The following is a 24,131-nucleotide window of genomic DNA, read 5'->3' as shown; positions in this document are numbered from 1 at the left end:
GAGAGCCCGGCACCGCAGCGGCGTCCCGCCGCCGCGGTGCCGGGCTCCCCGGTTCGGTGCAGCGGGCGGATCAGAAGCAGGAGTGGTCGCCCCTCCTCACCGAGAGGTGCAGGTTCGGGAAGGTGAACGTGGCCGCGTGAATCGCACGTGTCGCCTGCCGCAGATGGTTGACGCGCGTGAAGTCCGCCTGCTCGGCGAATCCGCCCGGTTCGCCGCGAATTCCCGGCACTCCATGGACGGTTGACGCATCCTGGCCGATGTTGATGTCGCGGAAGAAGGCGTCGCCGCGCAGGTCGTGCGCCCAGACGAGCAGCCGGTCGGCGTGCACGGGGGTCGAGGTCGTCTTCAGCGTGTACTCGCCGACGAGCGGGAGGTGCTGGACGACGGACTGGCACAGGTTGAAGAGGGTTGCCGACCTGATGCCGGTGAACGCCTCGGGGAAGGACTCGAACTTGCCGACGGAGACGGCGCCGAACTGGACGAAGCCGTCGCCGTCGAGTTCACTGGCGGCGATCTCGAAGGTCTTGCCCGAGACGATGAACGAGTTGGCCGAGACGCCGAACGATGCGGCGAGCGCGCCCCGCGCGACGGCGACGAACACCATCGCCGAGGCGAGGAGGGTGGGAACCATCACCACGGCCAGCCGCTTCCAGCGCGTGCGGCCGGCGGGGCCGGAAAACAGGGTGCTGTCCGTACAGATCGTCATATCTCTCCCCGTCGGGCCACAGCGGACCGGGAACTCCGGCTCCGGAGTCGCTTGCGGTATCGCACGGTGTGCGGTACATGGCCTCCAACTCCGGGAGGCCCGACGGGTAACTCACGCCTTCGAGGCGTCACTCCGACGGGCGGGCAGCTCCACCCGTACGGCCCAGCGGGGGAACCCCGTCAGTAGCAGGACTTGTCGCCCGCCTTGACGCTCAGATGCAGACCGGCGAGCTTGAACGACGAGGCGGTGACCGCAGGGGCCGCCTGCTTCAGGTGATCGATGGTCACGGCGTCGGCGCGCTGCCCCCAGGTGCCGGCCGCGACGTTGGACAGACCCGGCATCGTGGAGACGTCCTGGCCGATGGTGAGGTTCTGGAACGAGGCGTCGCCGGAGAGGTCGTCGGTATGCACGACGAGGTTCTCGGCGTGCGCGGGATGCCCGCCCCCTCCGGCGGAGACGCGCAGCGTCGCCGGGCCGAGGAGCGGCACGTGGACGGCGACCGACTGGCACAGGTTATACAGGTCGGCAGACTTGACACCGGTGTACGCCTCCGGGAAGTACCCGGTCTTGGAGTGGTCCGCGACCACGTACTGGACGAAGCCCGTGCCGTGCAGCCGGTCGGCGCTGATCTTGAGCCTCTGCCCGGAGAGGGTGAGGTTCTGGGCGTTGACCGCGAGGCTCACGGGAATGATCCCGGCGTCGACACCCGCCAGGACTGCGCCCGAGACCAGCAGGGTCGGCACCATCACGATGCCCAGCTTCTTCCACCGGGTGCGCCCAGCCGTGCGAGGGGTGTCATTGCTGATCGTCATCGCTGCCTCCCGATCCGGTCCGGCGGGGCGGGGATGCGCCTGTGCCGCGGGCTGCGGCCGCCGGTCACTCGGAGATCCGGGGCCCGCGGACTGCAGATCAATTGCAACCCGCCGGAGCGCGGTCGGCAACCGGAAGCGACCCGATTATCCGACATATTTATGCTATATGCGTTATCGTCCGATATGCGACATCCGAGTCGTCGTGCCACGCTGGGGGGAGCCCATGAATCCGGGGATGCAGATATCCAGGAAGGATCCACCGATGCCCGGCATTGAGGACTTCAGGAAGCGGGCCCACCAGATGACGGAGAAGGCCCGGCGCCACGACCAGGAGAGCCCGGAGGGAAAGAAGGCGCGGCAGCCCGAAGAGGGCCCGGAAAGCCCCGCCGAGCGCGCGAAGCTGCGCGACGCGGAAGAGACTCCGCAGCCGGAGCCCGAGCAGAACGAAGATCGGTAAGAGCGTCGGCGCGTCATCGGCGCCGCCGTCGTAGGCGAAGCCGTCGGCGGGGCGGCACCTGCTGTGCGCACCTACATGGTGATCGTCCGGGCCGCACCGAGCCCCCGCAGGATGTCGCTACCGCAGCCTGACCTTGACCGCCTCCGGCGCCGATGGTGGCATCGCAGCGCAGGACGAGCCGGCCCTCCTCGTATGCCGGGCGGCCACGCCCGACCAGACCCAACGCGCGAGGGGCAGGACCGCGCCCGCAATTCCGAGAGCTGACCCAGAAGAGGCGAGCCGCCCCACGAAGGGACGGCTCGGCTCAGCGGCACGAACCCGGGCTTGCGCGCGGGACAGCGCTCAGGCTCCGGGATCACAGCCCCAGAAGCTCCCAGGGGCACTTCTTCTTGTGGTGGTGACGGCGGTGGTGGTGCCGGTGATGGCAGTAACCGGCGTCGTAGTAGCCGTCGTGGAAGCGGCTGCGACGGCATTCGCGCCCCTTCTCCTCATGGCGACGCCTGTGGCGTTCGCCGAGCCGGTAGCCGTCGCGGAAGCCGATCCAGTAGGACTCGGATCTTCTGTGCTTGCCGCCGTCGTCGTCGAGATCGCGTCGGGCGCCGAGGGCGAAGCCGTCGCGGAAGCCCTCCCAGTAGCCGGCCCGCGATCGGTCGCCGCGGTAGTTGCCGTAGCCGGCCCCGTCGCCGTCTGCGCCGTCTGTGTCGCCGCCGGCGCGCTGACTGTGTGACGTGACGGCGCGCGGCCCCTGCTGAAGGGGCGTGTTCGCCTGCGACACCCCGGCGAGCGGGACGAGGGCGGCGACGGAGAGCACGGTGCCTACGGCCCCGTGGGCGATGAACTTCCTCACGATGGATACAACTCCTCGTTGTGCACAATAGGGGCATACAACATATGCGGATAGTCTTTTTGTGCTCCGTCCGAGCACCGCCGCATGCTTCTCACGACGTCGTCCGTCGCCAACGGGCAGGTGCCCACCACGCGGCCCGGCCGGCCAGCCGGAAGAAAGCGGGCACGAGCACACCGCGGATCAGCACCGCGTCCATGACGATCGCGATACCGGTGCCGAGGCCGAAGAACTTGGCCAGAGAGACCCCGGACAGGCCGATGGCGAAGAATGAGACAGCGAGCAGCCCTGCGGCCGCGCTGATGATCGGTCCGCTCTCGCCCAGACCGGCCCGAACCGCATGTTCCGTGTCATCCCCGGCGTCGTGCCGCTCCTTGATCCGGGACAGCAGGAAGACCTCGTAGTCCATCGAGAGCGCATAGGCGACGCAGACCAGTAGAACCGGCATGGTGAGCGCCAGCGGTGACGGAGTGAAACCCAGCAGCCAGGACAGGTGCCCGTCGTTGAACACCCACACCATCGCGCCGAGCACGCCGGTCAGGCCGAGTGCGTTGAAGAGCACGGCCTTGACGGGCAACAGCACGCTGCCGGTGGCGAGGAGGAGCAGGACGAGGGTGATCAGCACGGTCAGGCCGAGTGCCAGGGGCAGTCCGCTCGCAAGGGACGAGGTGGTGTCCTTCAACTGCGCCGCCAGCCCGCCGACATAAACCCTCCGCCCGCCCGGGACGGGCACGGCCCGCACCCGTTCGGCAAGACGGCTGCCCGTGTCCGAGAAGGGCACCACCCGGGTGCGCACATCGAGACGGATCGCTCTGCCGTTGCGCAGGCCCGGCATGGGCGGTCCGGCCGGGTGACCCGCGGCGAAGCCCCCTTCCGCGCTCTCCACCCGGTCGATTCCGGGAACACCGGAGAGCGCACGGGCGTACGCCGACAGCGCGGTGCCCCCCGGATCCGCCGACCACGAAGGCGCGACAACGGTGAGCGCATCGCTCGCCTGGCTACCGGGGAAGGCGCTGCGCAGCACCTCGGATGCCTGACGGCTCTCGGCGCTCTTCGGCAGCGCTCGCTCGTCGGGGATGCCGAACTGGGCGTGGCCCAGCCGCAGCGCCAGCATCACCAGACCGGCGGCCACGGCAAGCCCGCAGAGGGCGGGACGCCGCATTGAGCCACCCGCGATCCGGCCCCACAGCCGCTGCTCGGGCGCGCTACGCACCGTCGGGGGCCGGCCGAGCCGCCAAGCGTCCACCCGGTCCCCGAGCAGCAGCAGTGCGGCGGGCAGCGGCCCCAGTGCCCCCAGTACCGTGATCGCCACAGTGGCCACGCCCGCGTAGGCGAACGAGCGGAGGAAGTAGAGGCGGAAGATGACCAGCGTGAGCAGCACGGTGGCCACGATGGTGGCGCTGAACAGCACCGTCCGCCCAGCGGTGCGCAAGGTGCGTAGCAACGCCGCCTGGTCGCCCCCGCCCTGGGCCCGCTCCTGCCGGTAGCGGGCGACGATCAACAGGCTGTAGTCGACGGCGAGTCCGAGGCCGAGCGCGGTGATCAGGGTCGTGGAGAAGACCGATACCGAGGTGAACGCGGCAACGCACCGCAGCACCGCCAGCGCGCCGAGGATCGCCACCACCCCGACGGCCGTCGGCAGCAGTGCCGCCACGACACCGCGGAAGACCAGCACCAGAAGCAGCAAGGTGAGCGGGAGCGCTACGGACTCGGCCACCGTGAGGTCCTGCGCGGTGCGGTCGTTGAGGTCATTGTTGATCTGAGTGATGCCGCCGAAGCGCACCTGCACCCCGTCATGCCCGCCGGCCAGCCTGGTGTGCAACGCTGCGACGATCCGGCCCGCTGCGTCCTGGTCACCGGCCACGTTCACCGCGGTCAGTCCGACCGACCCGTCCGCCGAACGCAGTGCCGGGGAGGGGGTGCGGTAGTACGACGCCACCAGATGGACCCCCGGGCGGTGCGACAGCTGCTTGACCACCGCGCGGCCGACGCGGACCGCGGCGGGGTCGGCCGCATCACCTGAGTCGTCGCGGACCAGTACGAAGAGGTTGGGCTGCGCGGTCGGGAACTTCTCCCGGAGCAGCTGGGCGGCGGCGGCCGAGTCGGTGGAGGGGTCGTCGAAGCCGCCGGCCTTCAACGCCTTGAGCGTGCCGCCGGCGACGGCCGCGGCGACCACCAGGAAGAGCAGGGAAACCGCGAGGACCGTGCGGGGGCGGCGCAAGGGCAGCGGTGCTCGGCCCGGCCACCCGACGTCGGGGGCACGGGGGGAGCCCTTCCCGGTGTCCGCGAACGGCTCGGCGGAGACTGCAGAGGAGACGGTGGGAGTATTCACCTGGCACCCGTTCGGATCGGCTTCGACCGAATAAGTCGCCACTGCTCGGCGAGCGAGGCGACGCTGTGCTCGATGTGTCGCTGCGTGTGCTCGCTGGTGACGAAGAACCGCAACCGCACCAGATCCTCGGCCACCGCCGGGTACAGGATCGGATTGACGCTCACACCGCTGTCGAAGAGCGCCGCGGCCAGCCGTACCGCCTTCTCCGAGTCCTTCACGATCGCCGGGATCACCGGTGTCCCGTCGCTGCCGCCGGTGTCGATCCCGGCTTCTCGCGCCAGAGAGAGGAAGAGGTCGGAGTTGACGCGCAGGCGCTTCAGCCGTTCGGGCTCCTCACGCATCACCCGGATCGCGGCCAGCGACGCCGCCGCGTTGGCAGGGGTCATGCCGACGCTGTAGACGAACCCGGGCACCGAGTACTTCAGGTACTCGATCACCCGCCGCGTCCCCGCCACGAAGCCGCCGCACCCCGCCAGCGACTTCGACAGCGTCCCCGACCACAGGTCCACCGTGGCCCGCTCCACCCCGAAGTGCTCGCCCACACCGCCGCCCGTGCTGCCCAACACGCCGATGCTGTGCGCCTCGTCGACCATCACGATGGCGCCGTGGCGCTCCTTCACCTCGGTCAGCGCCGGCAGGTCGACGATGTCGCCGTCCATGCTGTACACCCCCTCGACCACGATCAGCACCCGCCGGAACTGGCCCCGGATGCTGTGCAGCAGGCGGTCGAGCGCGGCCATGTCGTTGTGCGGGAACGACCTGCGGCGTGCCCCGGAGAGCGTGCACCCCTGCAGGATGCTGTCGTGGGCGAGGGCGTCATGCAGGATCAGGTCGCCCGGACCCGTCAGATGGCCGATCACGGTGACATTGGTGGCATGGCCGCTGACCAGGGCGAGCGCCGCCTCGGAGCCGGTGAGAGCGGCTAGCTCCGCCTCCAGTTCGCGGTGAAGCGGCCGGTCGCCGGACAGGAACCTGCTCGCCGAGACCGAGGTGCCGTACCGGTCGACGGCCTCCTTCACCGCCGAGGTGACCGCCGGATGGCCCGAAAGGCCCAGGTAGTTGTAGCCGGAGAAGGAGATCAACTGCCGCCCGCCGACCACGGTGGTGTCCCGAAGCATGCCCTCGTGGAGCAGGAAGTAGGGGTTGTGGCGGCTGGCGGAGATTCGCTGCTCCAGATCGAGGAGCTCGGGAAAGTCCTCGATACGCCGTTCGGCGGGCACCGTGGCGAGGGGAGCGGCAGCGGGGGGTGCGACGATGCGGCGCTCGCCTGCATGGGCCGCCGGGCCAAGACCCAGCAACCGGGCAGTCGCCTCGACGACCTGAGCGATCGTCGGCCGCTGCAGCAGGAATCCCTCCTTGAGCTGCGTCGCCGCCTCAGGGAAGGCCCGGCGCAGCCGCTCCGCCAGCTCCGACACCATCAGCGAGTCGAAGCCGAGGTGCTCGACGATGAGCAGGTCGTCGGTGAGCTGATCCGTACGGAAGGCACTGACCGCAGAGACCTCGGTATAGACCCGGGCACGTACCTGTTCGTGGTCGTGGCAACGAGGCAGGTGCGGCCGCTGCACGGAAACTCCGTTCACCTGGTGCTCCCCGTGCGGGCCGGGGACGGACGCCGTTTGTTGTTGCGCCTGGGGCCTCGTGTGAGCAACGGCCGCGGCGTTGTCCGCTGCGCCGAGTGCGGGAACGGTGGGAGGCGGTGGTACGCGCGAGGCGACCCTGGGATACCAGTGCGAACTCGGCACCAGCGGCGAAGCTTCCAGGGTGACCAGCGCCGCCCCCTCCGGTACAAGCTTGGTGGCGTCGAGTTCCACGCCTGCCACGGCGAGTTCACCCAGCGCGGTGAGAAATGTGCGCGCCTCGTCGGGACCGTCTCCGGTGAGCGCGACGTACCTGGCCGCACCCGGATCCGCCAGGCTCTGCCGTACCGCGCCGAGCAGCCCGCGCCCGCCGCAGACCTGTACGAACAGCCGGGCACCCGCGTCGTATGCGGCTTGCGAGGCGTCCGCGAACCGCACCGGCGCGCAGGCGTGGCGGCCCCACAACCCCCGCAGGACATCGGGGTCGTCCTCAACCGCTCCACTCACCGACGAGACGAACGCGCCTGCCGGACGGGTGACATGGCGTGAGGCGGCATCGGCCACCAGGTCGTCGAGGACGGTATCGATCAGCGGCGAGTGGAAGCCGTTGGAGACCTGCAGCGCGGTCACCGGCAGGCCCGCGTCGGCACACCTGCGGGCCAACTCCGCGAGCGCTGGGGCGGTGCCGCTGTAAACGGTCTCCTTCGGGTGGTTCCAGCACGCGGCCCAGACCTCGTCCAGATTCTCGGCCAGCGGCGTGATCTCGTCGTGTCCCCCGCGGACCGCCAGCATGCCGCCGCGTCCGGGCGACTCCGCGCGGCGCATCACGGCGCCGCGTGCCAGCAGCAGCCGCAGGCAGTCGGCGTCGTCGAGGGCTCCGGCGGCCGCCGCCGCGGTGAACTCGCCCATGCTGTGCCCGAAGCAGACATCGGGTTCGGCTCCGAGAGCGCGCAGGAAGCGGGAGACGGCCATGGAGAATGCGCCCACCACGGGTTGGCACACATCCGTCCGGGTGAGCCGCTCGCGGCCTGCGGGCGTCGAGCCGCCCGGTCCGTACACCGCGTCGAGCAGTGAGAAACCTCCCTCGTGGTCCACGGCGACCGCGTTCAGGCCTTCGAGGCAGGTACGCACAGCGGGGAAGCGCGCGTACAGATCCCGAGCCATGCCGGGGCGCTGGGTGCCCTGGCCGGGAAAGAGGAAGGCGGTGCGGCGTTCGGCGGCGGGTAGCGGTTCGGCCGCCGCGTGCATTCCCTCGCCCAGCGGCCCCACCCGGCCCTGCGCCAGTGCGGACCGGGCTTGCTGGACCCGATTGCGCAACTCGGCATGGTCGCCCGCGACAAGGGCGAGTCTGGCAGGAAGCAGCTGCCGCACCGCGAGCGTGCGGGCGATCGCGGGCAGCGGCATGGCGGGGGAATCCTGCAACGTCTCCAGGAATCGGACCAGGTATGCCTCCAGCTGCAGCAGCGAGCCCGCGGAGAAGAGAAACAGCTGAGCCTCCGCAGGGGAGTTGCCGCGCTTTCCGGTCCGGACGGCTGCCTGCGGCTGCGGAGACTCCTCCACGATGATGTGCACATTGGTGCCCCCGAAGCCGAAGTTGCTGACCGAAGCCCGCAGCGGCTGTGTGCCGGAACGCCGCCAGGGTTCCTCCGAGCGGGGGATGCGCAGGCCGGCCGCCTCGAGGAGCCCGCGGTCGGCCGGGGTGGTGGCGGGCATCGGCACGATGGTGCGGTGATGGAGGACGAGGGCGGTCTTGATCAGGGAGGCGATGCCGGAGGCGCCGAGTGAATGGCCCATCAGCGCCTTCGCCGAGGAGAGACAGGCGCGGCCTGCCGTGTCGTGCGGCGGCGCCCCGTGCATGGTCTCGGACCTCAGCCGCGCGAGCGCCTGAAGTTCCACGGAGTCCCCTACCGCGGTCGCCGTACCGTGGGCCTCGAGAAAACCGATGGACAGCGGCGCCACCCCGGCATCCGCGTAGGCCCGGCGCAGCGCCATCAGCTGGCCCTCGACGGACGGGGTCATCGGGCCTTCGGCGGTCCCGTCGTTGGAGGTTCCGATGCCCCGGATCACGGCATACACCCGGTCACCGTCGGACAGTGCCTCCTCCAGCGAGCGCAGCACCACCACGCCCACGCCGTCGCCCAGCACGAAGCCGTCGGCGTCCCGGTCGAAGGGGCGGCACACGCCGGACGGGGAGACGGCGCCGACCTTGGAGAATCCCAGCAGGGTGCGCGGATCGAGGGCCAGATACGCACCGCCGACGAGGGCGACGCGGCACTCCCCGCTGCCGAGGTGGGCGAGCGCCTGATGGAGCGCCACCAGGCTGGCGGAGCATGCGGCGTCGACGGTGAAGCTCGGCCCGTGCAGGTCGAAGAACCGGCTGACATTGGTCGCGGCCATGTTGTGCAGCACACCCGGCATGGTGGCGGCCGGGGCGGTGAGCACGTCGGGCAACAGCTCCAGGTACTCGCTGACGTTGAGACCGAAGAAGACCCCGGTCGAGTCGTGGTCGAAGGCGCGCCGCTCCCAGCCGGCATCCTGCAATGCCTCACGGGAGGCGTCGAGCAGCAGCCGGTGCTGCGGATCCATCGCCTGGACCCGGCGCGGCGACATCCGATAGTGGCGGGCGTCGAAAAGGTCGGCGCCGTCGACCGTCGCGAGCCGGTCGGTGTAGGTCCCGGCGCGCGCACGCCGGTCCTGCGGCGTGTGAATCAGTGAGTGGTCCCAGCGCTCGGGTGGGACGGCACGGAACTGCGGCGTGGCTCGACGCAGCATCCTCCAGTACGCGGGAACGCTCCGCGCGCCGGGAAATCTGCACCCCATGCCGACGATCGCAATGTTGCGCAACCTAGCTCCCCGTGCATCGGATCAGTCTCTTCTACAGAAGCTGCATACCGCCTTATTTCACGAAGAAATCCAGATAGTTACACATATCACCCGAGTGAACGCTCAATGATGACGTCCAAATCGGGGACTTTCGTACCGAAAGCGGCCCCGAAGTCGTTGACCCGACCATGAGGACACGCGCATGGATCCGTACCGCTGCTGTCGGCGCCGTCGTGGCCGGCGCCTTTGCAACCGCCGCCCCCGCATGGGCAGACGGCCTCGGTGACACCGCATCACCATCGCTCGCTCACGGCTGCGTCACCCGTACCGCCGCCGGGACCGTGGGAGCCACCACGGCCGGCGGCGGCGCGGCGGTATCGAACGTGTTGAGCACGCCGCTGTCCGGGCCGCTGAACCACTGCGGCAATGCCGACATCCCCAGCAACGTCATCGACACCATCCCGTTCCTGGCGGCCAACAGTGTGGTGAAGCCCTGACCGGGTGACGTGCCGTGCCTCGCGCCTGTGGCGCAAGGCATATGCGGGCGGGGTGCCCGGTGCAGGAGCAGGCGACGCCGGAAGTCAACAGCGAGCGAGGGCGGCCGCTTCCTCGGCGCAGCCCCAGGAGACGGTGATCCCGGCGCCGCCGTGTCCGTAGTTGTGCACGCAGGCGCGGCCGTCCGCCAACGTCTCGCGTTCGAGCCGGACTTCGTCACGGTAGGGGCGCAGCCCCACGCGGTGGCGCAGGACCCGCGCCTGTGCCAGGCGGGGGTCGATGCGCGCGCAGCGCCGCACGATGCCCTCGGCAGTCACCGGGTCGGGGGTGCGCTCCCAGACGCCCTCCCTCGCGACCCCGCCGAGTACAACGCCGTACGGCTGCGGGATGACGTACACGGCCTCCTGGGACGCGGGGGCCTCCTCGCCCTCGCCCTCGTTCTCGCCCTCGACGAACCATTCCGTGACGCCCGGGTTCTCCACGATCACGATCTCGCCCTGGACCGGGCGCACGCGAGGGTCGGGCACGAGGTCGTGAGCGCCGAGGCCGGTGCAGTTGACGATCCGCGGGGCGTGCTCCGCCGCGTCGGCGAGGGAGGCCGCGGTGCGCTGTTCGAGCTCGCCGCCGGCCGCCTGGAGGCGGCGGATCAGGTAGGCGAGGTGGGCCGGGGTGTCGACCACCGGGACGCGGGCGCGGAACCCCGAGCCGTAGCCGGGCGGCAGCTCGTCGGGACGGGCCTGCCTGAGCCCTGGGACGGCGCGGGCCCAGTAGGGGAGGGTGAACTCGCCCGGCCACGCCGAGATGCCCTCCCGCATCCGCACACCCGTCTCGTCCGGCTTCTCTGCGAGCTCCGCGAACACCTCGAAGGCGCGGCGCGACCAGGCGGCGACCCGGTCCTGCGGCTCGACCCGGTACGGCTCCCACAGGCCGCCGGCCAGCGCCGACGTGGTCTCGTCGGCCACGTCGCGGCTCCAGACCCGCACCCGCGTGCCGTCCTCGGCGAGGCGTACCGCCGTGGTCAGTCCGATGATCCCGCCACCGATGACGATCACGTCGCAATCCATGACGGGACCGTACAACGACCGTTCAGACTCGGGCTATGGTGCAAGCTGAAACAATCTTTGCCACCCTCTGGCGTTATGTCTACAAGCGTGTAGTAGATTGTGCGTACTCGGCCCGGGCGTGGCAGCACCCCCCGGATGCGCCCGGGCCGGGCCCTCGTTCTCGCATGCACAGTGCACATACGGGGTGTAAGCAGGTTTTATGCGCAATCACCGGCGGGTCGACCTCAGGGGGTCGATACAGCCGGGGCACGCGTTGCTGGCGATACCGCTCGTCCTGATCGCAGTGATCGCGACGGCCGACATCCTCTCGCCACCCGACATACACCTCGGCCCGCTGCTGATCGTGGCCCCCGCCTTCACCGCCGCCTTCTCGGGGCCGCGCATCACCGGGCTGATCGCCCTGTTCGCCGTGGCGGGCCTGGCGATGATAGGGGTCGAGCGGGACGTCTTCTACACCGAGAACATCCAGGTGCAGATCGCCTCGCTGGTGCTGATCTCGGCCCTGCTCGTCGTGTTCTGCCAGGTGCGCGAGCGGCGTACACGCGAGCTGCGGCGCATTCGAGCCGTTTCGGAGGCCGCCCATAAAGTCGTCATGCGTCCGCTCCCGGAGCGCCTGGGCCCGCTGCTGATCGCCTCGCGTTACCGGGCGGCCGACGCCGCGGCCGCCGACACGCAGATCGGCGGCGACCTGTACGCGGTCGCCCGCACCGCCGGCTCCACCCGGCTGATCATCGGCGATGTGAAAGGGAAGGGCATCGCCTCGATCAGCGACACCGCGCTGCTGCTCGGCGCGTTCCGCGCGGCAGCCCACCGCCAGGCCCCGCTCGCCGAGCTCGTCGTATATCTGGAGGGCAGCGTCGCCTGGGGCCTGGCGGAATTCGGCGCCGCCGAGAACGCCGAGGAGGATCAGGACATCGGCGAGCGCTTCGTCACCGCCGCAGTGCTCGACATCCCCGACGACCGCAGCGTCATCCACATGATCAGCTGCGGCCACCCCCCGCCCCTGCTGCTGCGCCACGGGCGCGCGTCCACGCTGAAGGTGCGCCGCGCCGCGCCCCCGCTGGGCCTCGGCGAGCTGTGCAACCCCGTCTACGAGCCGACCACCTTCGACTTCGCCCCCGGCGACCTGCTGCTGCTCTACACCGACGGCGTGAGCGAGGCACGCGACGCCAACCGCGACTTCTACCCGCTCACCGAGCGCGCCGCCCGGTGGAGCGGCGGAGGCCCGGACCGGCTGCTCCAGCACCTCGCCGACGACCTGGCCGTCCACGTCGGCGGCCCCATGGACGACGACGTCGCCATGATCGCCCTGGAACGCGGCCCCGTGGAGCTGCCGGCTCTCTATGCGGTCAGTGCGTGGCCCCGCCCAGGTTGAGGGCCACCACCCCCGCGATGATCAGCAGGATGCCGATCACCTGCAGACGGCCGACGGGTTCGCCGAGGAAGGTGAAGCCGACCGCGGCGACCACCGCGGTGCCGGCGCCCGACCAGATCGCGTACGCGATGCTCACGGGAATGGTGCGCAGCGCGCGGCCCAGGAGGATGAAGGAGACCACATAGCCGGTGACGGTGATCGCAGTCGGCAGCAGGCGGGTGAACCCGTGCGTGTACTTCAGTGCGACGGTGGAGCAGATCTCGCTGGAGATGGCGAGCGCGAGCACCAGATACGGCGGGATCGGCGGCATGGCGGCCAACCTAGCGGGTAGCCAGCGCGTGCAGCAGCGCCGGATCGGCGTCGGACAGGCTGCGCACGACGGCGCGGCCCGCGGCCGGGGGTATCGGGGCCAGCGAGGGGACGGCGAGCACCCGGCATCCGGCCGCCTCGGCGGAGGCGACACCGGTGGGTGTGTCCTCGACGGCGACACAGCCGCCGGGTGCGGCACCGAGCCTGCGCGCCGCCGCCAGGTACGGGTCGGGTGCCGGCTTGGTGCGGGGCGTCTCCCCCGCGGCCACTGTCACGGCGAACCGGCTGCCGCCCAGCCTCCCCAGCACCAGGTCGACGACGGAGCGCGGCGAGGCGGAGACCAGGCCGAGCGGCACGCCGTCGGCGGCGAGCGCGTCGAGCAGCGCCAGCGCGCCGGGCAGCGGGCGGAGCCCTGCGGAGACGAGCGCTGTGAAACGTGCGTCGAGGCGTTCGCCGATCAGGCCGGCCGGCTGGTCGCCGCCCGTGACGCGATGCAGGTGGGCGGCGGTGTGGCCGACCGCCCGGCCGAGCACCTCGGGGACGTCGGCGTCACCGAGCCGGTGACCGAGCCGCGCCGCCTCCTCCTCGGCCGCCTGCCACCACAGTTGCTCGGTGTCGACGAGGGTGCCGTCCATGTCGAACAGAACGGCCTGCAAAGCCGCGGGTGCGCTCACGCGCGACGCTCGTCGACGAGGACCGGGCGCTCCGGCAGCCCCACGGTGACGGCGGTGCCCGCCGGGAACGCGGTGGCGGTGTGCGTCGTCATGTCGGCCTTGACCAGGGTGCCGTCGGCGAGGCGCACGCTGATCCGCGTGACCGCGCCCAGGAACGTCGTGCCCGTCACCCGCGCCGTGCCCTCCGCGCCCTTCGTGCCCTTCTCGGCCACGGCGAGTTCGACCGCCTCCGGCCTGACCAGCACGTCCACCTCCCGGTGCGGGGCCGCCCCCGGCCCGTCCACCGGAAGCCGACGGCCCACCACCTCGACGACGCCGCCGTCGTCCCCCGTACGGCCCGGGATGCGGTTCATCGTACCGACGAACTCGGCGACGAAGGCAGTGGCCGGTCGCGCATACAACTCGCCAGGTTCGGCGCACTGTTCGAGCCGCCCGGCGTGCATCACCGCGACGCGGTCGGCCATCGACAGCGCCTCCTCCTGGTCGTGGGTGACGAAGAGCGTGGTGATCGCCAGTTCCCGCTGCAGCCGTCGGATCTCCTCCCGCAGCGCGAGCCGCACCTTGGCGTCGAGCGCGGACAGCGGCTCGTCGAGCAGCAGGACGCGCGGGCGCAGCGCCAGTGCGCGGGCGAGCGCGATGCGCTGCTGCTGTCCGCCGGAGAGCTGGTGCGGGTAGCGGTCGCCGTGGTGCGGCAGGCCGACCAGTTCAAGCAACTCGGCGGCGCGGGCACGGCGTTCACGTGCGCTGACCTTGCGCATACGCAGCCCGAAGGCCACGTTGTCGGCGGCGCTCAGGTGCGGGAAGAGGCTGTAGGACTGGAAAACCATCCCGGCGTCGCGGCGGTTCGCGGGCACCGAGGTGACGTCCTCGCCATCGACCACCACCTCGCCGGATTCGGGGGTCTCGAAGCCGGCGAGCATGCGCAGGGCGGTGGTCTTTCCGCAGCCGGACGGCCCGAGCAGGGCGAGCAGTTCACCCGGGCGCACGTCGAGGTCGAGGCCGTCGAGCGCGACCGCTGCTCCGAAGGCGCGCCGCACCTGGCGGAACTCCACGGTGGCGCCCGTCTCCCGGTCCTGCCGGTCCTCCTGGGCGGCTGTCGCGGCCTCCCCCTGCATTCGGCGGGAGGTACCCCCCGTCGTCGCGGGCGCTGCTGAGCTGGACATCAGGTTGTTCCCTTCGTGTTGCGCGACGCAGGCGCGCTCGTATGGCGCCGTCCACCGCTCGCGGAGAGCACGAGCAGCAGCGCCCAGGTGAGCAGCAGGCTGAGGACGGAGACGGCGATGGTGACCGGACCCTGCGCGCTGGCCGAGCCGTTGACGATCCACACCGTGAAGGGCTGGAAGCCGAGGATCGACGCCACCGTGTACTCACCGAGCACCAGCGCCAGGGTGAGGAAGACGGCGTTGAGCAGCGCACCGCGCAGGTTCGGCAGGATCACGCCGGTCACGGCGCGGATGCGTCCCGCCCCGTTGTTGAGCGCAGCCTCCATCAGGGTGGGCACGTCGAGCGTGCGCAGCCCCGCGTCGAGCGCGCGGTAGGCGAGCGGCAGCGACATGACCACGTAGGCCAGCACCAGGACGACCGGGAAGCCGGGATTCTGCAGCGCGACGATCGTCTGGAAGAACGGCGTCCGGGCCAGGTACTCGGGCCCCCACTTGAGCACGGTGGTGAGCCCGGCGGCGAGTGCGATCGGCGGGACGACCAGCGGCAGCGTGCACACCACCTCCACCGCGGCGCGCAGCCTCGACCCGCCGAGCCGCACCGCGATGGCGGCGGGGACCAGGATCAGCAGCACCACGGCGATCGTGGCGGCGGCGAGCTCGAGCGAGAGCAACAGGGCCGGCAGGAATCCGCCCGCGCCGAGGATGCCGGTGTATGCGGAGAGGGTGACGCCCTTGACCGGGTCGTCGACGGTGTAGACGACGGCGGCGAGCAGCGGCACGGCGAAGTACGCCGCGCTCACCGCGAGCACCGCGCCCCGCCCGAACCGCGGTCTGCGCGACGGGATCGACGGGATCGACGGGATCAGACGAGCCATCGTGCGCTCCTCCGCTGCAACGGGATGTAGACGGCCATCACCAGGCCGGCGACCACGACCATGTCCAGGCTCATCGCAAGGCCGACGTTGCCCTGCCCGGCGAAGACATTGCCGTTGAGGGCGTTGGCGATCTGCAGCGTGATCAGCGGCACCGAGGCGCCGACCATGGCGCGCGCGGTGGCGTATGCGGCGAAGGCGCTGCCGAAGAGCAGCACGAACCCGCCGAGCAGCGACGGCGCCAGCACCGGGAGCGCGACGTGCCGCCAGTACTGCCATGTCGTCGCGCCGTTGTTCTGCGCAGCCTCCCGCCACTGCGCGCGCAGCCCGTCGAGCGACGGGATGACGGTGAGTACCATCAACGGGACGAGGAAGTAGAGGTAGACCAGGACCAGGCCCCAGAAGCTGTAGAGGCTCCAGCCCGCCTTGTCCAGGCCGAGATGCTGGGTGAGCACGCCCGCGTTGCCCAGGGTGGCGACGAAGGCGAACGCCAGCGGCACACCGCCGAAGTTGGCGAGCACGCCGGAGGCGCTGAGCACCGCGTGCCGCAGCACTGCGTAACGGGAGGTCACCACCGCCTGGGCGAGCAGGAGCCCGGCGACGGTGCTGATCAGCGCCGCGGTGAGGGAGAGTTTGACGCTGCCGAGGAGCGCGGTGAGGTAGGCGCCCTGCAGGGACGCGGTCAGGTTCCCGGTCGTGTAGTGGACGGCGGTGCCGGGACCGTTGTCCGTCGTGGTGAACGCGCCGCCGAGCATCGCCAGCGCCGGGATACCGAAAGCCACGGCGACGACGATCAGGAGCGGGGCGACCGCGAGCGGGCCCGCCGCCGCATGGGCGCGGCGGCGGGCCGTGGCCGGGGCTGCGGCCGCCGCCGGGGCGGCCGTCGCCGTGACGTCGGTGCTCGCACTCATCCGGAGACGGCCTGTCCCCAGCCCTGGCCGAGCACCTGCTTGGCCTTGTTGAGCTGCGCCTGGGTCGGGAAGCTCGGCGTGCCGCTCACCGCGGGCAGTTTGGCGGCCGCGGCCTTGTCGAGCGAGCCGTCCTGTTCCATGGCGGCCATCAGCACCGGGCGGGCGAAGCCGCCGAGGAAGAGGTTCTGGCCCTCGGTGCTGTACAGGTACTCCTCCCACAGCCGGGCAGCGGCCGGGTGCGGGGCGTTCTTGTTGATGGCCTGGTTGTAGTAGTTGGCGTACTTGCCGTCGGTCGGGATGTTGACCTGCCAGTTGATGCCCTTGGACTTGAACTCGTCGGAGTAGCCCGCGTTGAGGTAGTCCCAGTCGATGGTGATCGGGGTCTCGCCGGACTCGACGGTGGTCTGCTTGGCCTGCACCGGGTTGAAGTTGCCTGCCTTCTTCAGCTTGGCGAAGAAGTCGATGCCCGGCTGGATGTTGTCGAAGCTTCCGCCGCTCGCGAGGGCAGCGGCGTAGACGGCGGCGAAGGCCGCGCCCGCCTGGGTGGGGTCGCCGTTGAGCGCGACCATGCCCTTGTACTCGGGCTTGAGCAGGTCGGCGAAGCTCTTGGGGCAGGACGGCACCTTCGAGGCGTTGCAGCCGATGGAGATGTAGCCGCCGTAGTCGTTGTACCAGGTGCCGTCGGTGGCGGCCTGGCCCGCCGGGATCTTGGCGAAGCCGGCGACCTTGTACGGGGCGAACAGGCCCTGCTGCTGGCCGCTGAGCGCGAAGGAGCTGCCGACGTCGACCACGTCCGGGGCACGCTCCTGGCCCTGACGGGAGGTGATCGCGTTGATCTCGTCCTGGCTGGTGCCCTCGGGGTTCTCGTCGTTGACCTTGATGCCGTACTTCTTGGTGAACCCGTCCATCAGGGCGCCGTAGTTGGCCCAGTCGCGCGGCAGGGTGATCGCGTTGAGCGTGCCCTCCTTCTTCGCCGCGGCGATCAGCGCGTTCATGCCGCCGAAGTCGGCGGCGGAGGTCGCGGTGGCGGCGCTCTTGCCACCGGAGGTGGTCTCCGTGGTGGGGGCGGCGCCGCACGCGCTCAGGGCGAGGGCGGCGCCGGTCAGGCCGGCGGCGAGGCCGACCAGGCGGAGGCGGAGTCTTGACGTCGTCACGAGGGTCTCCCGAGGGGGCGCAGGGGCGCGGGCGCAGGGTTCACTTGTCCGAACAAGTGGGCCTCAGTACGCCGTATGTTCATGTCGTGACGATGAACGGGGCATGACCTTTTCGATGCGATAGCGCGGCTTCTTGGCCGTGCCCGAGCGGGTGGGCGGACGCCAGGATTCGTCACATACAGTGGCCGACGGAAACGTTGGTGCGTCCTGAGGGGTCATTGCGTGAGCGCACGGCACGAGGAGATCGCCGAGGCTCTGCGGCAGGCGATCGACGGCGGGGTCTACGCCGTGGGCGCGCTGCTCCCGTCCGAGAGCGAACTCGCCGCCCGCTACGGCGTCGCGCGCGGCACGGTCCGGCAGGCGGTCGCCGCACTCACCGCGGAGGGCCGCGTCGGCTCCCGCCAGGGCGCCCGCAGGGTCGTGCTCGGCAACCACCGCAGCCAGAGCTTCGCCGAGCTGCGGAGCTTCGCGCAGTGGGCGCAGTCGATGGGCCGAACGGCCACCGGGCGCGTCATCGAGCAGTTCCGGCGCCCGGCGGACGACGAGGATGTGCTGCGGCTGCAGTTGGAGCCGGGTGCCGAGGTGCTCCAGGTCCTGCGCGTGCGCGGCCTCGACGGCGAACGGGTGCTGGTCGAGCGCAATGTCTACCCGGCCTGGGTCGCCGACACCGTCGAACGGCTGCCGCGCGACTGCAAGTCGGTGGTCCAGGCGCTCTACGACGAAGTGGGCCTGGTCTTCGCGTACGGCGAGCACGTCATCGACGCGGTCGCGGCGGGCACCCGCGACGCTGAGCTGCTCGGCATGCGCCGCGGCGCTCCCCTGCTGCGTATCCGCCGCGTGACGACGACGCACGCGGGTCGCCCCATCGAGTGGTCGGACGACCGCTACCGCCCGGGTTCAGTCACCTTCGCGATCCACAACTCGATCGGTTCCAACCCGCTGTCGCGCAGGGCCGCCACGGACGACCCGCCGCGTGAACTGTGAGGTGCCCGTGGCGAGCACGGGAACGGCACCAGCTGATCGGTAGTGCATCGCCTACCCCTGCCGACGACCGCTCTGCGCAGGAGGGCCGTCCCGCCGCCTGCGGGGCGGCCCGTCGTCTTCCCAGCCACCTCCGCCAGGGCCACAATGCGCGGTGGATCGGCCATCAATCGACCGTCAGCGAAGGGCACCTGCAATGGACCACGCACGGTGGAAGACCGCACGGACCCGTGAGGTCCTCAGAGACGAAGTGCGGGAAAGCCCCGCGGTCACCGCCATCCGGCTGGAGGTGCAGTACGCGAGAGCCCTCGGCGAGGCCGTCTGCGAGCGGCGTACGGCGCTGGGCCTGACGCCCTCCGAGGTCGCCCGCCGCGCCAACATGTCCCAGCCGCAGTTCTCACGCATCGAGGGCGGGGACACCGTTCCCACGCTGCCGCTGCTGGAACGCCTGGCGCGGGCGCTCGACTCCGAGCTCGACATCCACCTCGCGCCCGGCACCGGCGCGACGCTGAACTTCACGGGCTGAACTTCACGGGCTGGGCCTCACAGGCTGAGCCGCCAGTCCTGCCCGACCAGCTCCTTGCCGAAGCTGTGGTGCGGCTTCTCCGCGACGAGCTCGAATCCGGCGCGCTGATAGATGCCGCGCGCCGCCGCGAGCACGTCGTTGGTCCACAGCACCATTTCGCGGTAGCCCGCTCGACGCGTAAACTCGATGCAGGTACGGACGAGGCGGTCGCCGATGCCGTGGCCGCGCGCCTTCGGATCGACGAGCAGCAGCCGCAGGCGTGCGGTGCCGGGGGCCTCGTCGCGCACGCAGAAGACGCAGCCGACCGGCTCGTCGTCGAACGTCGCGATCCACGCGGCCTCGCACTGCGGATCGTGCTCGGCGGCGAACTCCGCGACGATGCGCGCGACCAGCGCCTCGTACTCCTCGTTCCAGCCGAACTCCTCGGCGTAGACGGCACCGTTGCGCTGGATCACCCATCCCAGATCGCCGGGTTGCGGACGGCGCAGGCCGACGAGGCCGAGTCGGGGCCGGGTGAGCACGTCCTGCACCGTCCGCAGCGATTCGGTCAGCCGACGCCGCTCACCTTGCGGGAGCCGGCCCACGAGGTCGCCGATCGCCTGCTGGGAGCGCTCGTCCAGCACCGCCGCGGCCTCACGCCCCTGCGGGGTGAGCCGTACGACGTGGACGCGACCGTCGATCGGATGCGTTTCGCGTTCGACGAGACCGGCCCTCCCCAGCCGCGTCAGCACCCGGCTCAGGTGCGCCGCCTCCGCCCGGATCGCATCCCGCAGCCACGGCACCTGCATCTGCTCGACCCGGTTCAGCTCGTAGAGCACACGCGCTTCGGTGAGCGAGTACGGCGTCCCGAGCTTCCCGGAGTAGTCGACGGCACCGATGACGCTGGTGTAGAAGCGGTTGAACGACCGGATCGCGTCGATCGCCGGTTCGAGATGCGGTTCGCCGATGCCCATCGGGGAGCACCCCCCAGCGCGGAATTACTTGCTTGTTCCTTGTCGGAGACAAGGGTAGTCCCGCATCGCGGACACCACCAGGTGAGCGAAGTTGGATATACGGCGCAAAGAGGGTCAGTCCGCGAGGTCGTCGAACTCCCCGGCTTTGACCCCCTTGAGGAACGCCTCCAACTTCCGCGCGGTCGTCGTGAGGACCTCACCGGGACGGTCGCTCTCGCGGAGGTGGATTTGCCCGTGAGCGCTCGCCGCGACCTCGACGCATTCACCCTGACCACCGGTGCTGAACGAGGACTTCTGCCACGCGAGCTGGGACATAAGGCTCCCTCTACAACTCGTACATGATGTGCTGGATGAGGCTCAGCGAGTCCTGACCCTCATGGGACTCGGGGGCCGACTCCGGATCCACCGGCCCGAGCGCCAGCGCGCTGAGCCGTTCAAACATTCTGTCGTACTCGTCGATGCGATCCCTATCCCCAAGAAATACGGTATCAAGCGGGTGTTCGAGATACACCGTGTCCAACTCTGGCGTAGAGCTGCCGAACAGGATGAACGGACGACTGAAGGCCGCATACGGTCCCGCTTCGAACGGGAAGATCTGCAACGTGACGTTGGGCCACCGGGCCACCTCGATGAGCCGCAAAAGTTGCTTGCGCATGATCTTGCCATCGCCGACCCGGACACGTAGCGCCGACTCATGGATCACCGCATGGTAGGCCACCATGGAGCTGAGGATCCGCTGCCGAGCAAGCCGGAACTTGACGTAACCCGCAACAAGTTCCGAGTCGTCTTCGACCGCCGAGATCACCGCATGTGCGTAGTCCGGAGTTTGCAGCAGTCCGGGAACGAACAACGGTTCATGGATACGGATGCGGGTCGAACGTGATTCCAGCTCCGCGACATCCCGTGCAGCGCGCCCCATCACGCTCCGATGGTCGTCCCACCACCCCTTGCCCCGGTCCTGCGCCATCGCCATGAGCCCGTCGAACAGTGGGCCTTCGGGACAGCCGTACGCACGCAACAAGCTGTGCAGGCCATTGCGCGGGACATCCGCCCTCCCAGCTTCAATATGGCTGATCCGGGTGCGGTCCGCGTCAAGAAGCACGCCGGCCTCATCACCCGACAGGCCCGCGTGCGTCCGCAGCTTGCGCAGCTCTGCCCCGAGTCGGCGCTGCCGCTCGCTGGGGCTGGTCCTGGGTGCCATGGATCCCTCCTCGTGGCCAGGGGCAGTGTGCCGCGCAGCCTCCCGCTGGTCCACCAGCAAACGATCACGTCACCCGCACGAGGTGAGTTTGTGGTACACGGTTGCGGCATTCTCACGCGTGAGATTACCGTCGAAGACAGCGCACGGTACGGAAGTGCACCCGTTCTCAAGAAAGTTGAAGCGGGCAACGCCACCGCTGCCGCGCAGCGCCCTGTACCGTCCAGAGAGGCGCCCCCATGCCACCAACTGACTGCTCGCTCGTCTTCCCGCCCGACCCGCTCTGGGTCCGTTCCGCCCGCGAAGCCGTCCGTACGCTGCTCACAGCCGTCAGAGCCGACGAACTCGCGGACACTGCCGCCCTCCTGACGAGCGAGGCAGTGACCAATGCTGTCAACGCATGCCGCACCAGCGGGTGTTCAGCCCCGCTCACCGTGTACGCGAAGTACTCGGGCGCGCTGCGCGTGCTCGTCCACGACGAGGCACCGGGACGCCCGACGCGGGTCGCCCCCACCGGGGACGCCGAGACCGGACGCGGGGTTGCGCTGATCGACGCGTGTGCCGCCGAGTGGGGTGTATGCCGCTACGACCCGGGGCCCGGCAAGACCGTCTGGTTCGAGCTGACGTGACAGGGGGCGCCGGTCAGGCGACCGGCGCCCCCTGGACGCGGGGGCGCGTCAGGCGGCCGCGCCCGCCATCGCGCGGCACATCTCGGCGCAGCGGCGACAGCTGTCCGCACATTCCGCCAGGTGGGGGGCTTCGGGCATGCGCATACACGCCTCGGCGCACATGTCGCAGGCGCGGGCGCACATCGCGCACATCTCCGCCATCATCGGCGACCTGCGCATCATCATGTCGGCGCACGTCCGGGTCATCTCGCTGCAGTCCATGATGGCGCGCATGACCTGCATCTCGGCCTGGCCGCCGCCCTTCTGCAGGCAGTCGGTCATGGCCTGCTCACACATGTTGTGGCAGGTGAGGCACGCCTCCAGGCACTGCTGCATCTCCTTGGTCATCTTGGTCGCCTGGCCGGCCTTCTGGGTCTTCTGCATGACGTCTCCTCGAGGACAGGGGAACCGACTTGCTCGGTTCCGTCCGGTTCTGTCCTACGTCGGCGCCGGGACCCCGGCAACCGCCTGGACCCACTCGGGCAGGTCGGGCCACGCGGCGTCACGCCATGGCCTTGCGGCCGAGCAGGCACGCCTGCGGCCGCATGGCCACCCGGGGCCAGCGTCCGATGGAACTCCGCGAACACCTCCGGCAGCACCTGCGGTGGCGTGTGGATGACCGACCACCAGGCGACGATCCCGCCGAGTCCGCCGTCGGCCAGGTCCAAAGCGGTCATCGAGCCTACCTCGACCGCAGATCCGGGTATCTCCGTCGGGCGATCTCCACCATCCTGGGCGACAGGTCGATGCCGAAGGCGCTGACGCCGAGCGAGTCCAAGTGTGCGGTGACGTGACCCGGACCGCACCCGAAATCGGCGACCGGCCGCCCGCCGTCGGCTCGCACCAGCTCCGCAAACCCGGCCAGCATCGCCCACCCGAACACAGACTTGGCGAACAGCGGGCTCACTCGTTCGGCGTAATCCTCGGCAACCGCGTCGTAGGACGACCGGGCCCTGGCCAGGTATCCGTCCTCACGCAGCCGCGGCTTGCGTTTGCCGCCTGGTCCCCGTGTGCCCGTCCGTTCACCCCGTCACATCGGTCGACGCCATGCAGGCAGCGTCAGCCGGTGGTTTCCGCCGTGTCAAGCAACGTTTTCCGGACTCTCACCCGGGGATGACCGCACGTCAGGACTGCGTGCCCTGGGCGATCGCGTCGGCCACCTCCGCCTTGCGCTCCGCCTCCTCGGCGGCGAATCGTTCCGCGTCGAGCTTCTCGGCGATCTCCTCGTCCTGGGCCATCAGCAGGTCGAGGTTGGAGTCGCCCATCTCGAAGACACCCATGTCGAGGTAGGCGCGCTGCAGCCGTTCGCCCCACAGCCCGATGTCCTTCACGCACGGCACGATCCGGCTGAAGAGGAGCTTGCGGAAGAGCGCCAGGTACTCGGACTGCTCGCTGAGTTCGTTCGCCTCCTTCGCCGGTATGCCGAAGTTCTCCAGCACCTCGGCGCCGCGCAGCCGGTCGCGCATCAGGTAGCAGCCCTCGATGACGAACTCCTCGCGCTCGCGCAGTTCGGCGTCGGTGAGCTGCTTGTAGTAGTCGCGCAACGCCATCCGCCCGAAGGCCACGTGCCGCGCCTCGTCCTGCATGACATATGCGAGGATCTGCTTGGGCAGCGGCTTGTCGGTGGTGTCGCGCAGCATGCCGAACGCGGCGAGCGCAAGACCTTCGATGAGCACCTGCATGCCCAGGTAGGGCATGTCCCAGCGCGAGTCGCGGAGCGTGTCGCCGAGCAGACTCTGCAGGTTGTCGTTGATCGGGTAGAGCATCCCGATCTTCTCGTGGAGGAAGCGCGCGTATATCTCGGCGTGCCGCGCCTCGTCCATGGTCTGGGTCGCGGAGTAGAACTTCGCGTCGAGGTCGGGGGCGGACTCCACGATGCGCGCCGCACAGATCATCGCACCCTGCTCGCCGTGGAGGAACTGGCTGAACTGCCAGGAGGCGTAGTGGCGGCGCAGGTCACGCTTGTCCTGCTCGCTCATCTTCTCCCAGTACGGCGTGCCGTAGATCGTCATGTTCTGGTCGGGCACGCCCAGCGGGTCGTACGGGTCGACCTCCAGCTCCCAGTCGATCCGCTTGGTGCCGTCCCACTGTTTGTCCTTGCCCTTCTGGTACAGGGCGAGCAGCCGGTCACGGCCGTCGTCGTACTCCCAGGTGAAGCGGGCCTGACCGGTGGCCTGGACATCCCACTCCTGCTCTGCGGGGCCGTGTACGTACAGCTCGTGCGTCGACACCGGCGC

23 protein-coding genes and 1 pseudogene are annotated in these 24,131 nt (G+C 70.1%); 6 read left to right on the top strand and 18 right to left on the bottom strand.

What is annotated here, in order from left to right:
* Positions 1 to 70: 70 nt before the first annotated feature.
* Both NGB36_RS07185 and NGB36_RS07180 read right to left on the bottom strand, forming a co-directional pair.
* The gene (locus NGB36_RS07185; RefSeq protein ID WP_255919274.1) at positions 71 to 706 is read right to left on the bottom strand and encodes a DUF6230 family protein; all 636 of its coding nucleotides are present in this window, start codon (positions 704 to 706) and stop codon (positions 71 to 73) included.
* Positions 707 to 885: 179 nt separating this feature from the next.
* On the bottom strand, positions 886 to 1,518 hold the full coding sequence (locus tag NGB36_RS07180; RefSeq protein ID WP_255919273.1) for a DUF6230 family protein: 633 nt from the start codon (positions 1,516 to 1,518) through the stop codon (positions 886 to 888).
* A gap of 262 nt (positions 1,519 to 1,780) precedes the next feature.
* Between NGB36_RS07180 and NGB36_RS07175 the strand changes: the two genes are divergently transcribed.
* A complete protein-coding gene (locus tag NGB36_RS07175; protein WP_255919272.1) occupies positions 1,781 to 1,975 on the top strand; it encodes a hypothetical protein in 195 nt (64 codons plus the stop codon).
* A gap of 355 nt (positions 1,976 to 2,330) precedes the next feature.
* Here NGB36_RS07175 and NGB36_RS07170 read toward each other — a convergent pair whose 3' ends face one another.
* The 3 genes from NGB36_RS07170 to NGB36_RS07160 form a co-directional block, all read right to left on the bottom strand.
* Positions 2,331 to 2,822 (bottom strand): hypothetical protein, encoded by a 492-nt coding sequence (locus NGB36_RS07170; RefSeq protein WP_255919271.1) that lies wholly within the window; start codon positions 2,820 to 2,822, stop codon positions 2,331 to 2,333.
* A gap of 91 nt (positions 2,823 to 2,913) precedes the next feature.
* A complete protein-coding gene (locus NGB36_RS07165) occupies positions 2,914 to 5,151 on the bottom strand; it encodes an MMPL family transporter (RefSeq protein WP_255919270.1) in 2,238 nt (745 codons plus the stop codon).
* Positions 5,148 to 9,572, bottom strand: a complete 4,425-nt coding sequence (locus tag NGB36_RS07160; RefSeq protein WP_255919269.1) for a type I polyketide synthase — start codon at positions 9,570 to 9,572, stop codon at positions 5,148 to 5,150. The genes NGB36_RS07165 and NGB36_RS07160 overlap by 4 nt, the downstream gene beginning before the upstream one ends.
* Positions 9,573 to 9,739: 167 nt before the next feature.
* Between NGB36_RS07160 and NGB36_RS07155 the strand changes: the two genes are divergently transcribed.
* Positions 9,740 to 10,048, top strand: a complete 309-nt coding sequence (locus NGB36_RS07155) for a hypothetical protein (protein WP_255919268.1) — start codon at positions 9,740 to 9,742, stop codon at positions 10,046 to 10,048.
* An 84-nt stretch (positions 10,049 to 10,132) separates the two neighbouring features.
* Here the strand turns inward: NGB36_RS07155 and NGB36_RS07150 are convergent, their stop codons facing one another.
* A complete protein-coding gene (locus tag NGB36_RS07150; protein WP_255919267.1) occupies positions 10,133 to 11,110 on the bottom strand; it encodes an FAD-dependent oxidoreductase in 978 nt (325 codons plus the stop codon).
* Positions 11,111 to 11,309: 199 nt separating this feature from the next.
* On the opposite strand from NGB36_RS07150, the gene NGB36_RS07145 reads away from it, so the two are divergent.
* Positions 11,310 to 12,485 (top strand): PP2C family protein-serine/threonine phosphatase, encoded by a 1,176-nt coding sequence (locus tag NGB36_RS07145; protein WP_255919265.1) that lies wholly within the window; start codon positions 11,310 to 11,312, stop codon positions 12,483 to 12,485.
* Here NGB36_RS07145 and NGB36_RS07140 read toward each other — a convergent pair.
* The 6 genes from NGB36_RS07140 to NGB36_RS07115 are packed head-to-tail and all read right to left on the bottom strand — an operon-like array spanning position 12,460 to position 17,568.
* Positions 12,460 to 12,795 carry a DMT family transporter gene (locus tag NGB36_RS07140; RefSeq protein WP_255919263.1) on the bottom strand — a complete coding sequence of 112 codons (336 nt, stop codon included), beginning with the start codon at positions 12,793 to 12,795 and terminating at the stop codon, positions 12,460 to 12,462. The genes NGB36_RS07145 and NGB36_RS07140 overlap by 26 nt on opposite strands.
* Before the next feature lie 10 nt (positions 12,796 to 12,805).
* Positions 12,806 to 13,468 (bottom strand): HAD family hydrolase, encoded by a 663-nt coding sequence (locus NGB36_RS07135; RefSeq protein ID WP_308288814.1) that lies wholly within the window; start codon positions 13,466 to 13,468, stop codon positions 12,806 to 12,808.
* Entirely contained in the window at positions 13,465 to 14,583 is a 1,119-nt protein-coding gene (locus NGB36_RS07130; RefSeq protein ID WP_255919394.1) for an ABC transporter ATP-binding protein, read from the bottom strand. The genes NGB36_RS07135 and NGB36_RS07130 overlap by 4 nt, the downstream gene beginning before the upstream one ends.
* Before the next feature lie 47 nt (positions 14,584 to 14,630).
* Positions 14,631 to 15,506 (bottom strand): ABC transporter permease, encoded by an 876-nt coding sequence (locus tag NGB36_RS07125; RefSeq protein ID WP_255919262.1) that lies wholly within the window; start codon positions 15,504 to 15,506, stop codon positions 14,631 to 14,633.
* Positions 15,494 to 16,414 (bottom strand): ABC transporter permease, encoded by a 921-nt coding sequence (locus NGB36_RS07120; RefSeq protein WP_255919261.1) that lies wholly within the window; start codon positions 16,412 to 16,414, stop codon positions 15,494 to 15,496. Before NGB36_RS07120 ends, NGB36_RS07125 begins: the two co-directional genes overlap by 13 nt.
* Positions 16,411 to 17,568, bottom strand: coding sequence for an ABC transporter substrate-binding protein (locus NGB36_RS07115; protein WP_255919259.1), 1,158 nt, complete (start codon positions 17,566 to 17,568; stop codon positions 16,411 to 16,413). The genes NGB36_RS07120 and NGB36_RS07115 overlap by 4 nt, the downstream gene beginning before the upstream one ends.
* Before the next feature lie 222 nt (positions 17,569 to 17,790).
* Here NGB36_RS07115 and NGB36_RS07110 point away from each other — a divergent pair, with 222 nt between their 5' ends.
* Positions 17,791 to 18,552 (top strand): GntR family transcriptional regulator, encoded by a 762-nt coding sequence (locus NGB36_RS07110; protein ID WP_255919258.1) that lies wholly within the window; start codon positions 17,791 to 17,793, stop codon positions 18,550 to 18,552.
* Between the two features lie 193 nt (positions 18,553 to 18,745).
* A complete protein-coding gene (locus NGB36_RS07105) occupies positions 18,746 to 19,075 on the top strand; it encodes a helix-turn-helix domain-containing protein (protein WP_255919257.1) in 330 nt (109 codons plus the stop codon).
* A 17-nt stretch (positions 19,076 to 19,092) separates the two neighbouring features.
* Here the strand turns inward: NGB36_RS07105 and NGB36_RS07100 are convergent, their stop codons facing one another.
* The 3 genes from NGB36_RS07100 to NGB36_RS07090 all read right to left on the bottom strand — a co-directional run bounded on the left by NGB36_RS07100 (position 19,093) and on the right by NGB36_RS07090 (position 21,229).
* Entirely contained in the window at positions 19,093 to 20,028 is a 936-nt protein-coding gene (locus NGB36_RS07100) for a bifunctional helix-turn-helix transcriptional regulator/GNAT family N-acetyltransferase (RefSeq protein ID WP_255919256.1), read from the bottom strand.
* Between the two features lie 114 nt (positions 20,029 to 20,142).
* Positions 20,143 to 20,343 carry a DUF397 domain-containing protein gene (locus NGB36_RS07095; protein ID WP_255919255.1) on the bottom strand — a complete coding sequence of 67 codons (201 nt, stop codon included), beginning with the start codon at positions 20,341 to 20,343 and terminating at the stop codon, positions 20,143 to 20,145.
* Positions 20,344 to 20,353: 10 nt separating this feature from the next.
* Positions 20,354 to 21,229 carry a helix-turn-helix domain-containing protein gene (locus tag NGB36_RS07090; protein WP_255919254.1) on the bottom strand — a complete coding sequence of 292 codons (876 nt, stop codon included), beginning with the start codon at positions 21,227 to 21,229 and terminating at the stop codon, positions 20,354 to 20,356.
* 236 nt (positions 21,230 to 21,465) lie between these two features.
* Here NGB36_RS07090 and NGB36_RS07085 point away from each other — a divergent pair, with 236 nt between their 5' ends.
* Positions 21,466 to 21,855: an ATP-binding protein gene (locus tag NGB36_RS07085; RefSeq protein ID WP_255919253.1), complete on the top strand. Its 390-nt coding sequence runs from the start codon at positions 21,466 to 21,468 to the stop codon at positions 21,853 to 21,855.
* Between the two features lie 48 nt (positions 21,856 to 21,903).
* Here the strand turns inward: NGB36_RS07085 and NGB36_RS07080 are convergent, their stop codons facing one another.
* From NGB36_RS07080 to NGB36_RS07070, 3 genes and pseudogenes are all read right to left on the bottom strand, one after another.
* Complete coding sequence (locus NGB36_RS07080) at positions 21,904 to 22,278, bottom strand: four-helix bundle copper-binding protein (RefSeq protein ID WP_255919252.1); 375 nt, start codon at positions 22,276 to 22,278, stop codon at positions 21,904 to 21,906.
* A pseudogene (locus NGB36_RS07075) lies at positions 22,239 to 22,873 on the bottom strand (class I SAM-dependent methyltransferase). The gene NGB36_RS07080 and the pseudogene NGB36_RS07075 overlap by 40 nt, the downstream one beginning before the upstream one ends.
* 145 nt (positions 22,874 to 23,018) lie before the next feature.
* Positions 23,019 to 24,125: a ferritin-like domain-containing protein gene (locus NGB36_RS07070; protein WP_255919251.1), complete on the bottom strand. Its 1,107-nt coding sequence runs from the start codon at positions 24,123 to 24,125 to the stop codon at positions 23,019 to 23,021.
* Between the last annotated feature and the right edge of the window lie 6 nt (positions 24,126 to 24,131).

Source organism: Streptomyces humicola, assembly GCF_024436035.1.
GTDB classification, from domain to species: Bacteria; Actinomycetota; Actinomycetes; order Streptomycetales; family Streptomycetaceae; genus Streptantibioticus_B; species Streptantibioticus_B humicola.
This window is presented reverse-complemented; position numbering and strand designations above follow the sequence as displayed.